This is a genomic window from Candidatus Methylomirabilota bacterium (assembly GCA_036001065.1).
Taxonomy (GTDB): Bacteria; Methylomirabilota; Methylomirabilia; order Rokubacteriales; family CSP1-6; genus MNEF01.
Genome location: DASYUQ010000226.1, coordinates 1 through 12,163, shown reverse-complemented (window position 1 = coordinate 12,163; position 12,163 = coordinate 1). Strand labels below are relative to the sequence as shown.

At 67.9% G+C, this 12,163-nt stretch carries 13 protein-coding genes; 11 read left to right on the top strand and 2 right to left on the bottom strand.

From position 1 onward, the window contains the following. The 11 genes from VGV13_21825 to VGV13_21775 form a co-directional block, all read left to right on the top strand. Positions 1-412 (top strand): hypothetical protein (locus tag VGV13_21825; protein HEV8643719.1); only part of this gene is annotated, 412 nt, incomplete at its 5' end. A gap of 266 nt (positions 413-678) precedes the next feature. Beyond that, on the top strand, positions 679-1,935 hold the full coding sequence (locus VGV13_21820) for an amidohydrolase family protein (protein HEV8643718.1): 1,257 nt from the start codon (positions 679-681) through the stop codon (positions 1,933-1,935). Further along, complete coding sequence (locus tag VGV13_21815) at positions 1,932-2,753, top strand: ABC transporter ATP-binding protein (GenBank protein HEV8643717.1); 822 nt, start codon at positions 1,932-1,934, stop codon at positions 2,751-2,753. The genes VGV13_21820 and VGV13_21815 overlap by 4 nt, the downstream gene beginning before the upstream one ends. After that, positions 2,750-3,583 carry an ABC transporter permease gene (locus VGV13_21810; GenBank protein HEV8643716.1) on the top strand — a complete coding sequence of 278 codons (834 nt, stop codon included), beginning with the start codon at positions 2,750-2,752 and terminating at the stop codon, positions 3,581-3,583. The genes VGV13_21815 and VGV13_21810 overlap by 4 nt, the downstream gene beginning before the upstream one ends. 25 nt (positions 3,584-3,608) lie before the next feature. Then, the gene (locus VGV13_21805) at positions 3,609-4,634 is read left to right on the top strand and encodes an ABC transporter substrate-binding protein (GenBank protein ID HEV8643715.1); all 1,026 of its coding nucleotides are present in this window, start codon (positions 3,609-3,611) and stop codon (positions 4,632-4,634) included. Between the two features lie 215 nt (positions 4,635-4,849). Further along, a complete protein-coding gene (locus VGV13_21800; GenBank protein HEV8643714.1) occupies positions 4,850-6,226 on the top strand; it encodes an amidohydrolase family protein in 1,377 nt (458 codons plus the stop codon). 121 nt (positions 6,227-6,347) lie between these two features. Then, positions 6,348-7,409 carry an LLM class flavin-dependent oxidoreductase gene (locus VGV13_21795; GenBank protein HEV8643713.1) on the top strand — a complete coding sequence of 354 codons (1,062 nt, stop codon included), beginning with the start codon at positions 6,348-6,350 and terminating at the stop codon, positions 7,407-7,409. 21 nt (positions 7,410-7,430) lie between these two features. Further along, positions 7,431-8,534 carry a cupin domain-containing protein gene (locus VGV13_21790; protein HEV8643712.1) on the top strand — a complete coding sequence of 368 codons (1,104 nt, stop codon included), beginning with the start codon at positions 7,431-7,433 and terminating at the stop codon, positions 8,532-8,534. Between the two features lie 4 nt (positions 8,535-8,538). Further along, on the top strand, positions 8,539-9,294 hold the full coding sequence (locus VGV13_21785) for a 3-oxoacyl-ACP reductase family protein (GenBank protein HEV8643711.1): 756 nt from the start codon (positions 8,539-8,541) through the stop codon (positions 9,292-9,294). Between the two features lie 22 nt (positions 9,295-9,316). Next, positions 9,317-10,354: an amidohydrolase family protein gene (locus VGV13_21780; GenBank protein HEV8643710.1), complete on the top strand. Its 1,038-nt coding sequence runs from the start codon at positions 9,317-9,319 to the stop codon at positions 10,352-10,354. Positions 10,355-10,748: 394 nt separating this feature from the next. Further along, positions 10,749-11,492 (top strand): integrase core domain-containing protein, encoded by a 744-nt coding sequence (locus VGV13_21775; protein ID HEV8643709.1) that lies wholly within the window; start codon positions 10,749-10,751, stop codon positions 11,490-11,492. A 26-nt stretch (positions 11,493-11,518) separates the two neighbouring features. Here the strand turns inward: VGV13_21775 and VGV13_21770 are convergent, their stop codons facing one another. Further along, positions 11,519-11,830 carry a type II toxin-antitoxin system RelE/ParE family toxin gene (locus tag VGV13_21770; protein ID HEV8643708.1) on the bottom strand — a complete coding sequence of 104 codons (312 nt, stop codon included), beginning with the start codon at positions 11,828-11,830 and terminating at the stop codon, positions 11,519-11,521. Next, positions 11,827-12,102, bottom strand: a complete 276-nt coding sequence (locus tag VGV13_21765) for a type II toxin-antitoxin system Phd/YefM family antitoxin (GenBank protein HEV8643707.1) — start codon at positions 12,100-12,102, stop codon at positions 11,827-11,829. Before VGV13_21765 ends, VGV13_21770 begins: the two co-directional genes overlap by 4 nt. Between the last annotated feature and the right edge of the window lie 61 nt (positions 12,103-12,163).

Here is a 12,163-nt window from a genome sequence, read left to right as displayed (position 1 = left end):
CCCGCTCAGGGGCCGGCGCGTGCTGCTCGTGGCCGACGAGGACGTGGTGCGGCTCCGGCCGTCGTCCCCCTCCTTCCTGTGGTTCGTCGACATCACCGACGAGTCGCGGCCGGTGCCGTTCGCGAGCTTCCAGGTGGACGGCGTGGACGGCTCGCCCCAGCCGGAATACACGGGCTGCCATCAGCCGTGCGAGGAGATCCGTGGGGCGGAGATCCCGGTGGCGTGGTTCGCCTACGGGCTGCGCATCGTGGACATCAAGAACCCACATGCGCCGCGTGAGGTCGCGTCGTTCCTGCCGCCCGTTCCCGCCGGGGCCCAACGGGTCTCGTCCAACGACGTGTGTCTCGATTCCCGCGGCCTGATCTACCTGGCGGACCGGACGCGCGGGTTCCACATCCTGGAGCGCACCTAATGCCCCGCCCTGGACATCATGTGAAGAGCCCGCCTGCCCGCGGCGCCGCGGCCGAGGCGGCACGGGCGGCAGGGGTCGACGGGACCCGTTGCCGCCTACCGGCGGCGGACCCCGCGGGCCCAGGTGCAGCCCAGCCGCCACGGGGCAGTGGGCGCGTGCCGCGTGGTCCCGCGATCCCTGCCGCCCGTGCCGCCTCGGCCCCGGTGGCAGCGCTCCCAGCGCGGTGATCGTCAACATGACGTCCCGGACGGAACACTAGGGCGGCGATGGACCTGATCATCCGGAACGCCCGCCTGCGCGGTCAGCCCGACCTCGTCGACATCGCGATGACCAAGGGCCGGATCGAGGCCGTCGGCCCGCGCCTGGCGGCGACGGCACCCGAGACCATCGATGCCGGCGGCTGCCTCGTCTCGCCGGGGTTCGTGAACCTCCACCTCCACGCCGACAAGTCGCTGCTCGGTGAGCGCATGCGCCCGAACGTCTCGGGAACACTCCCGGAGGCGATCGAGATCACCAACGAGTTCAAGCGCACGTACGAGCCCGAGGAGGTCGGGCGGCGCGCCGGGCGCGTCCTGGAGGCGGGCGTCCAGAACGGGACCAGCTTCTTCCGGCTCTTCGCCGACGTGGGCACGATCGGCGGCCTCCGCGCCGCCCAGGGCCTCCTGCTCGCGCGCGAGCGGTTCCAGGGCCTCTGCCAGGTCCAGGTCGTGGCCTTTCCACAGGAGGGGATCCTCCGCGATCCCGGCGCGGCGGAGCTCCTCGAAGAGGCCCTCAAGCAAGGGTGCGACATCGTCGGCGGGCTGCCCTGGTACGAGTACACCGACGCCGACGCCCACGAGCACATCGACATCTGCTTCCGGCTCGCGCAGCGTCACGACCTCGACATCCACATGCTGGTGGACGACACGGACGACCCGAATTCGCGGAGCCTGGAGTACCTGGCCTGGAAGACCATGCGCGAGGGCCGGGAGGGCCGGGTCACCGCCAGCCACTGTGGCGCCATGGCCGCCTACAACGACGTGTACGCGGCGAAGGTGATCGACATGGTCGCCACCGCCGGGATCACGATCTCGGTCAACGCTCACATCAACCTGGTCTGCTCGGCGCGGATCGACCGCGAGCCACGCCGGCGCGGGATCGCGCGGGTCAAAGAGCTCCTGGCCCGCGGGGTCAACGTGATCTCGTCGCAGGATGACGTCAACGACCCCTACTACCCGTTCGGCAAGCCGGACCAGCTGGAGGTGGCGCTGATGATGGCGCACACCGCCCAGCTCACACTGCCCCACGAGCTGGAGCAGGTGTTCGACATGGTGACGACGAACGCGGCGCGGGCCGCGCGACTGGACGACTATGGGATCGCGCCGGGCCGGCGGGCCGACCTCGTCGTGATCGACGCGCCGTCGGTCCACGAGGCGCTCCGGACCCAGCCGCCGCGGCGGCACGTCCTCAAGGACGGCCAGGAAGTGGCGCGGGCGACGCTCGCGCGCGAGCTCAGGAGGCCGGGAGCGCCGCGCCGCGGATGAGGGCGGAACTCCGCACGCCGGGCTCGCCGGTCGAAACCGCGCAACCGCCGTTCGTCAGGATCGACGGGGTCGAGAAGGCCTATCGCCCGCGCGGCCGCGCCCTCAAGGCGCTCGACCCGATCACGTTCGATCTCGGCGTGGGCGAGTTCGTGTCGATCGTGGGCCCCTCGGGCTGCGGGAAGAGCACGCTGCTCATGCTGGTGGCCGGGCTGATCCCCACGACCGCGGGCGAGATCGTCATCCACGGCCAGCGCGTCATTCGCCCGTACACCGAGGTGGGCGTCGTCTTCCAGCAGGACGCGCTGCTCGCCTGGCGGTCCGTGCTGGACAACGTGCTCCTCCAGATCGACGTGCGAGGCCTCGACCGTCGCCGGTACGAGCCGACCGCCCGGGCGCTCCTGGCGCGGGTCGGGCTCTCGGGTTTCGAGTCGTACTACCCCTGGGAGCTCTCGGGCGGCATGCGCCAGCGCGTGGCGCTCTGCCGGGCGCTCGTCCACGATCCGCCGCTCCTCCTCATGGACGAGCCCTTCGGCGCGCTGGACGCCCTCACCCGCGACCAGATGGTGCTCGACCTCCAGCGCCTGTGGCTGGAGGCGCGGAAGACCGTGCTCTTCATCACCCACAGCATCTGGGAGGCGATCTTCCTCGCCGATCGGGTCGTGGTCATGTCCCCGCGGCCGGGGCGCATCGCGTCGGTGCTCGAGATCGAGCTGCCGCGGCCGCGCCGGCTGGGGATGCGGGAATCGCCGGCGTTCGGCCGCTACGCGGCCGAGGTGCGCCAGCACTTTCAGGCCTTCGGGCTCCTGAGCGAGACATGAGCGAGCGCCTCGACGCCCTGGCCGACGCGGACACCGAGGCGTTGCCGTCGGCCGGCGCCCGCCTGGCGCCCTACCTCTATCCCGCGCTGACGCTCGCGGGCCTCGTGGTCGCGTGGGAAGCGTTCACCAAGCTCACCGCCGTCTCCCGGCTGCTCCTCCCCGCCCCCAGCGACGTCGCAGCCACGCTCGTCTCCGCCTTGCCGCTGCTCGCGCACATGAGCGCGATCACGGCGGCCGAGTTCCTGTTGGGCTTCGGGCTGAGCGTGGTCGTCGGCATCCCCCTGGGAGCGCTCCTGGTCTATGCGCGGCCGGTGGAGCTGGCGGTCTACCCGCTGCTGGTCGCCTCCCAGACGGTTCCCAAGGCCGCCATCGCCCCGATCTTCGTCGTGTGGCTGGGGGCGGGCATGACCTCCAAGGTCCTGATCGCCTTCACGATCGCCTTCTTCCCGATCGTCATCGACACCGCCATCGGGCTCCGCGCCGCACCCCCGGAGGTCGTCAACGTCGTGCGGTCGATGGGGGCCAACGCGTTCCAGGTGTTCTGGTTCGTGCGCTTTCCGAACGCGCTGCCCAACATCTTCGGCGGGCTCAAGGTGGCCAGCACGCTGGCCGTCGTCGGCGCGATCGTGGGCGAGTTCGTGAGCGCGGAGAAAGGGCTCGGCTACCTGGTGCTGGTGGCGAACGGTGAGCTGAACACGACGCTGGTCTTCGCCAGCGTCGTCACGCTCTCGGTCCTGGGAGTCGGGTTCTACTTTCTCCTGGAACTCGTGGAGCGGTTCGTGATTCGATGGCACGTCTCGGCCCGACGCCCCGGGACGGGCACGATGTGAGCGGCCTGGCCTGAAGGAGGAACGCATGGACACCACACACCGCGACCGAACGCTGAGCTCGCGACGCACGTTTCTCGGGCACGCCCTGAGCGCCGGGCTCGCGCTGGGCGTCCCGCTGGTCGGCCGGGCCGGGGCCGCCACCGAGAAGATCGCGTTTCGCCTCGACTGGATCCCGTTCGGGCGCCACGCGCCGTACTACGTCTCCGGGGCCAAGGGCTACTACTCGAGCGCCGGGCTCGACGTGACGGTCGAGCAGGGGACCGGCACGCTCCAGGGCCTGCGGGCCCTCGCCGCCGGGCAGGTGCAGTTCAACTTCAACGACATCGGGTCGATGATCGTCGTCCGCGGCCGCGAGAACCTGCCGATGAAAGCGGTGGCCTGCGTCTACCAGAAGCCACCCCACACGATCTTCTTCATCAAGGGACGCGGGATCTCGAAGCCCCCGGACCTGGAGGGCAAGAAGGTCGCCTACTCGCCGGGCGACTCGCCGAAGGCCATCTTCCCCGCGTTCGCCAAGGCCAACGGGATCGACGAGTCGAAGATCAGCTGGTTGTCGGTCGACCCCAACTCGAAGAACAGCGTCCTCCTCAACTACACGACAGACGCGATGATGACCTACAACCTCACGTTGCCCGTGCTCCAGAAGGCGGCCCGGCCGGGCGACGACATCGGCACGTTTGTCTACGGAGACTGGGGAGTGGACTTCTACGCCAACGGGATCCTCGCGATGGAGGACTACCTCGAGAAGAAGCGCGACGTCGCTCAGCGCTTCGTGCAGGCGACGCTCAAGGGCATCGAGTTCACCCTCGCCAACCCGCAGGAAGCGATCGCCATCATGAAGAAGTCCCAGCCGCAGCTCAACGAAGATCTGGCGCTGAAGGAGGTCCCGATCCTCAAGGACCTGATCGTCACCGACTTCACCCGGCAGAAGGGCCTGGGGCGGATGACACGCGAGAAGATGCAGCACACCCGGGACCTCATGATGCAGTACCTGGACCTCAAGACCAGCGTCCCCGTCGATTCGCTCTTCACCAACGAGTTCCTGGGCTAGTGCCGTTCCAACTATTCGCGCCTAGGAAGGCACCGTGTACGTCGTTCGTGGACAGATTTAGTATCAACAAGTTGGAACGGCACTAGTCAATCGGAGGGGGCGGACGTTACGGCCCCCTCCGAAATCCATAGTCAGAGGGGGCCGCGCGGCCCCCTCTGAAACTCCCCAAAGGGGATTGCGCCGGCGAAGCCGGCGCTCGAACCGAGGAGCACGTGATGCTCGATCTGGTGGTTCGTGGTGGCACGCTGGTGGTCCCCGGCACCGGGCAGCTCCGGGCCGACGTCGGTATCGCGGAGGGGCGAATCGTCGCCCTCGGCGAGGGCCTCGGGGGGGCGAAGGCGACCTTCGACGCGGGGGGCCAGGCGGTGCTCCCGGGCGTCGTCGATCCGCACGTGCACCTCGGCAACACCCTGCCCTTCGAGGAAGAGGCGCACACCGAGTCGCGCGCGGCGGTCATCGGGGGCGTGACCACGGTGTGCGTCTTCCTCCGGCGGACGGATCCCTACCTCAAGCACCTCACGGAATTCCGCCGCGCGATCGATGAGGCGAGCTACGTCGATGCCGCCTTCCACCTGCAGATCTTCACGGAGGAGCAGCTCCGGGAGCTGCCGGCCTGTGCCGAGGAGCACGGCGTCCGGTCGTTCAAGTTCTACATGTCCGGCATCCCGGGGATCGTCCAGTCGGTGAGCGACGCGTTCCTCCTCGAGGGGTTTCGCCAGGTGACGGCGCTGGGGCCGGACGCCGTGGCGTGCGTGCACGCCGAGAACGCGAGCCTGGTCGAATGGGGCCGGGCCGAGCTCAGCCGCCGGAAGCCTCGGGGGAGCGTCGCCGACTGGGAGGCCGCCCATCCGGCGGAGGCCGAGGCGCTGGCGATCAAGACCGCGGCCTACCTCGCGGGCCAGGCCGACGCCCACCTGTACATCGTCCATCTCTCGAGCCGCGCGGGGCTCGACGTGGTCCGCGGCCTGAAGCGTGATGGCGCCCGGCTGACCGTGGAGACGACGAGCCCGTACCTCGGCCTCAGCAGTGACGACCCGAACGGCTTTCTCCTGAAGATGGTGCCGCCGATCCGCTCGGCGTCGAACACCCGGATGCTGTGGGACGGCCTCCTCGACGGCTCGATCGATCTCGTCGGAACGGACAACACGTCGCGGACGCGCGCCACCAAGCAGCCGGAGGCCGGGCTCCACGGCGCGCGGCCCGGCTATGCCGGGCTCGGCACGCATCTGCCCGCCCTGCTCCACTTCGGTCATCACGTGCGCGGCGCGCCGCTCGAGCTTCTCGCCGAGCGCATGTGCGGGACGCCCGCGCGCGTGTTCGGGCTCTATCCGAAGAAGGGGACGATTGCGGTCGGCTCGGATGCCGATCTGGTGGTCGTCGACCTCGCCCTCGAGCGCGAGGTGCGGCCGGAAGCGCTGGGCGGGATGTCCGACTTCTCGCCCTTCGAGGGCAAGCGCCTCTGCGGTTGGCCGGTGGCGACGATCAAGGGCGGGCGGATCGTCGCGCGCGACGGCAAGCTCCTCGAGGATCGGCCGACCGGACGATACCTCCCGCGGCGCCCGGCCTCGCGTGTCGATCGGTCAGCGCCTTGACACGACACGCATTCTCGGGTGAGATCGGACAAGCTCACCTGGCGCTCAACTTCGTTCCGTGGGGGTGGGGAGGGCCGAGGGGAAGGACACCGCGCATGACGGCACAGGGAGGGAGTGAGCCATGAAGTTCGGGATCGACTACTTCCCCGACGCCCAGCCGGACCGGATATCCGGCCGGCAGTACTTCGAGGATGTGCTGGACCTGGCCGAGTACGCGGACGAGCTGGGCTACGACAGCGTGAAGATCGTCGAGCACTACTTCACCTCCTACGGTGGCTACAGCCCCGACCCCTGCCTCTTCCTCGCCGCCTGCAGCCAGCGCGCGCGGCGCCTGCGCCTGGTCACGGGCGCGGTCCTGCCCGTCTTCAATCACCCGCTGAAGCTGGCCGGGCAGCTCACGATGCTGGACGCCATCAGCGGAGGGCGCCTGGACGCCGGCATCGCGCGCGCGTTCATGCCGTACGAGTTCGACGCCTTCGGGATCTCCATGGAGGAGAGCCGGGCGCGGTTCGAGGAGGGGATCGAGGCCCTGATCCGGCTGTGGACCGAGGAGAACGTCACGTTCGAGGGAAAGTTCCACCGCTTCCGCAACGTGACCTCGCTCCCGCGCCCGACCCAGACGCCGCACCCGCCCATCTGGGTCGCGGCGGTGGTGAGTCCCGAGTCCTTCGTGTGGACGGGCGAGCGGGGCTACAACATGATGGTGGTCCCGTATCTCGGGGAGCACCACGAGCTGGCCGAGAAGCTCCAGCTCTATCGCCAGGCGTACCGGGACCACGGCCACGAGGCCACCCGCGGTCCGGGCGAGGTCATGATGGTGCTCCATCTCTTCGTGGCCCCGACGCGGAAGGAGGCGCGGGAGGAATGCCGCCCCTACATGGAGCAATATCTCCGTAATTTCCGGACCCACGCCAAGGCCTGGACGGGCCGGCAGTCGGGGCAGTACAAGCAGTACTCGGCCCTCGAGCAGATGCTGAACGACATCACCTACGAGCGGGTGCTGGACGAGACCCGGGCGGTCATCGGCGACCCCGACGACGTGGCCAGACAGCTCACCTACATCCGTGACACGTTCGGGGAGGTCTACCCGAGCTTCCAGATCAATTTCGGCATGATGGAAAAGCCGAAGGCGCGCCGGAGCATCGAGCTGTTCGCCAGGCACGTCATGCCCCGGTTCCGCTGAGTGGCCTCTAAGGAGTCTCCCATGGCCGGTCCCCGCACCGCGACGACCACTGCGACCGACGAAGCGCAGGCGTTCTATCAGGAGCTGGAGCGCAACCACCTCGTCGCGCTCTGGAACGTCGCCACCAACCTCCTGCCCAAGGAGCCGCGAGGCCGCGCGATCCCGCATCTATGGCGCTGGGACACGATGCTGCCACTGGTGAAGCGAGCGGGCGAGTTGGCGCCGCTCAGCCGCGGAGCCGAGCGGCGCGTCCTCGGGTTCATCAACCCCGGCCTTCCGACGCGCTACGGCGCCACGCACACGCTGTGGGCCGGCTTTCAGTACCTGCTCCCGCGCGAGGTCGCTCCGGCCCACCGGCACTCGCCGGCGGCGATCCGGTTCATCGTCCAGGGCGACGGAGCGTTCACCACGGTGGATGGCGACAAGTGCGTCATGAGCCGCGGCGATCTGGTGCTCACGCCGCCGTGGACGTGGCACGACCACGGCAACGAGAGCGACGAGCCCATGATCTGGCTCGACGGCCTGGACCTGCCCCTGGTGGCCGAAATGGAAGCGACCTTCTACGAACCGTTCCCCAAAGACGCTCAGCAAATCGAGCGCCCGGCTGGAGACTCTGAGCGCCGGTATGGGCTCGGCCAGCTCCGACCGACCTGGGAGCGCTCGCTGGGGCCGTTCTCTCCGCTGCTCAACTACAAGTGGGAGCGCACCCAGGAGGCCCTTCGCCGGCTCGCCACGGTGGGGGCGAGCCCTCACGACGACGTGGCCATGGAGTACATCAACCCCCACACCGGCGGCCCCCTGATGCCCACCATCGCCTGCTGGATCCAGCTCATCCGTCCCGGCGTCCGGACCAAGGCGCACCGCCATACCGGCAGCGCGGTCTACCTGGTCTTCGAGGGCAAGGGCCACAGCGTGATCGACGGCCAGCGATTCGACTGGCGCAAGGGCGACCTCTTCGTGGTGCCGACCTGGGCCTGGCACGAGCACGCCAGCGCCGATGGGACCGAAGCGATTCTGTTCTCCGTCCAGGACACGCCGGTGATGCAGGCCCTCGGCTTGTATCGGGAGCAGGCCTACCCGGACCACGGCGGGCACCAGCCGGTGACACGCGTCTTCGAAGGCTAGGCCACTGAAGCTCAAGGATCGGATCGCGGTGGTCACCGGCGCCGGCCAGGGCATCGGGCGCGCCTACGCCCATCGGCTCGTCGCCGAGGGCGCCAGGGTCGTCGTGGCCGAGCTGAACGAGGCCAAAGGCAAAGCGGTCGCCGAGGAATGCCAGGCCGCGGGCGGCCAGGCCCTCTTCGTGCGGACGGACGTGGCCGACGAGGGGAGCTGCCACGACATGGCGGCCTCCACCGTGCGCCAGTTCGGCCGGCTTGACATCCTCGTCAACAACGCGGCGATCTTCTCCACCATCAGGATGAAGCCCTTCTGGGAGCTCAGCGTGGCGGAGTGGGACCAGCTCATGTCCGTCAACGTGCGAGGCGTGTGGTTGGCGAGCAAGGCGGTCGTTCCCCAGATGCAGCGGCAGCGAAGCGGGAGGATCATCAACATCTCCTCGGCGGCCATCTTCGTGGGCCGCCCGAACTACCTGCACTACATCGCGTCGAAGGGCGCGGTGTTCGCCATGACCCGCGCCATGGCGCGGGAGCTCGGCGATGTTGGAATTACCGTCAACACCATCACCCCCGGCGCGACCTACACCGAGATCCCGCGGGAGACGGTGACTCCGGAGCAGCGCGAGGCCATGCTGCGCGCCCAATGCGTCAAGCGCCCCGAAGAGCCGAAGGACCTGGTGGGGACCGTGGTCTTCCTGGCCTCGGACGACGCCGCCTTCATCACCGGGCAGACCATCACCGTCAACGGCGGCTTGACCTTCTACTAGGCCGCCGCCGGGAGGTACGGACATGACACCGTTCCGGGTGATCGACGCCGATGGTCACTGCGTCGAGCACGACACTCAGATCGCCGAGTACGCCACGTACCTGGGCCGATCCCTCAAGAGCAGCGACCGGTCGTGCTTCTCTTACTTTCCGTCGCTCGACGGATGGTTTCGGGCCGCCTCCGATCGCATCGCCCATGGCGACCCCGAATCGTGGGTGAGCTTCCTGGCCGACACCGGGATGGAGATGACGTTTCTCTACCCCACGGCCGGCCTGGCCTTCGGCCTCATCCAGGACCGCGACTGGTCGATCGGGCTGGCCAAGGCCTACAACGACTGGCTCTACCACACGTATACGAAGCGGGATTCCCGCCTCCAGGGCATCGCGCTCCTGCCCGTCCTGGACGTGCCGGCCGCGGTGACGGAGCTGCGGCGCACGGTGCGCGAGCTCGGGATGCGGGGCGCCCTGCTGCCGGCGGCGACGGTGCTGGGCAAGGCCTTCGGCCACCGCGACTTCGATCCCCTCTACGAGGAGGCCGAGCGGCTGGACGTGCCCGTCGCCTTCCACGGAGCGCCCAGCCGGGGGTTCGGCTTCGACTTCTTCGACTCCTTCATCAAGGCCCACACCCTCGAGCACCCGTTCGCCATCCTCATCCAGTTCACCAGCCTCATGTTCGACGGCGTCTTCGAGCGCTTCCCGAAGCTGAGAGTCGCCTTCCTCGAGTGCGGCGCCGGCTGGGTGCCCTACATGATGGATCGCATGGATGAGGAATTCGAGAAGCGGGGCAAGCGCTGGTGTCCGTTCCTCCGACGGAAGCCCAGCCAGTACATCCGGGAAGGCAACATCTACTTCTCGTGCGAGGTCGAGGAACGGACGCTGCCGTACGTCGTCGAGCTGGTGGGCGAGGACCGGATCTTCTTCGCCTCCGACTACCCGCACGAGCGCGCCCGACCCGACTTCCTGCACGACATCCCCGAGTTCGTCGGGCGGACCGATCTCTCGGACAAGGTGAAGGAGAAGATCCTCCTGCACAACGCCCGGCGCTTCTACCGGCTGGACTAGAGGCCCGCGCACCAGCTGCATCCCCCTCAATGCGAAGCCCGAGGGATTGGTCTCCTCTAGAAAGAACTGCGTTCCCTCTCGGAAGTCTTCCGTCGAGGCCACCAAGCCAAACTACTCTGCGCCAAGAAGTGTTGATTCTTCCAAGGTCAGATTCATGCCCCGATTAATGGCCTCGGCTACGAATTCCAAGCCGAGACCTACGGCTTGGGCCTCATAAAATTTCCCGGCAGCGATGAACTCCGCTCCAGCGTCCCTATCGAAGCGGACGCGTTTCACCGAAGCGTCGATCTAGTGCCGTTCCAACTATTCGCGCCTAGGAAGGCACCGTGTACGTCGTTCGTGGACAGATTTAGTATCAACAAGTTGGAACGGCACTAGCCTTCCGGAAGACGACGTGTGGACCGCCGACTACAAGGGCAAGTTCAGGACCGGCGACGGCCGCCACTGCTATCCGCTGACTGTGGCCGATGGCTTCAGTCGCTACCTGCTCGGCTGTCAGGCGCTCGGGTCCACGGCCGTCCACGAGACCAAGCCGGTCCTTACCCCGCTGTTCAAAGAGTATGGCCTGCCCAAGCGGATCCGCACCGACAACGGCGTGCCCCTTGCCACCACCACCTTGGTCCGGCTCCCCAAGCTCTCGGCGTGGTGGGTGCGCCTGGGCATCCTCCCGGAGCTCATCGAGCCCGGCCGCCCGGCGCAAAACGGCCGGCATGAGCGCATGCACCGCGCCCTGAAAGCGGCGACGACTCGGCCGGCGGCGGGCAGCCTCGCCGTCCAGCAGCGCCGGTTCAACGGCTTTCGCCAGGAGTTCAACCACGAGCGCCCGCACGAGGCCCTCGATCAAGAGACGCCGGCGGCGTGCTACACGGCGTCGGCGCGACCGATGCCGGACCGGTTGCCGCCGCTCGAGTATCCCGATCGCTTCGAAGTGCGCTACGTCAGCGCCAACGGCGGCATCCGTTGGAACCGCCGCTGGGTGAACGTTTCCACCGTCTGCATTGGTGAATACGTCGGCCTCGAGGAGATCGACGATGGGATATCGAACGTCTACTTCGGACCGCTGAAGCTCGGCCGTCTGCTCGAGCGCCACCTGCGCATCGAAGACGCGTATGGGAGACTGAACCGCCGAACCGTGTAACCCATGTCCCCGGACTCTTTTGTTACCTATCTCCCCGACCGCTCACCTCTGGGCTCCTCTGGAATCTGGGCGCCATGCCAGACGCCGACGACCCAGACTGTCCTGTCCACAACACGATAGAAGAAGCGGTACGGGGCAACAATAACCTCGCGATACGGAAGATCGAGAAACTCGGGAAGGACACGGCCCGATTCGGGAAACCGTTCCAGCCGGCGCAGCACACGTTCGGCTCGCTGACGCAACCGTCGGGCGGCGGCGGGATTGTCCCGAAGGATGTACGCGATAGCATCAAGGAACTGCCTCCGGCCGGACGGCGTGAAACGGACCCGCAACCTCACCTGTCGGCGAGTAGGCGATCGGCCTCTTCCAGTACGTCGTTGAGATTATGTCCCTTTCCGGCCCGAATCTCGCGTTCGCCTCGTGCGAGTAGCCGGAGAATCTGGCGTTCATGCTCGGCGCGTTCATACGCTTCGACGCTGATCATGACGGCGGCTGCCCTCCCCCGCTGCGTGATAACGAGGGGTTGCTTCGTGGCGCGAACCCGCTTGAGAGCCGCAGCCGCGTCCTGCCGAAGATCGGTAACCGGCATGATGTCAAGCACCTTGGACATCGGGGCGCCTCCTTCAGTACGCCCAAGAGTACCTCCGGACGTCCCTTCGAGCAAGCAGCAT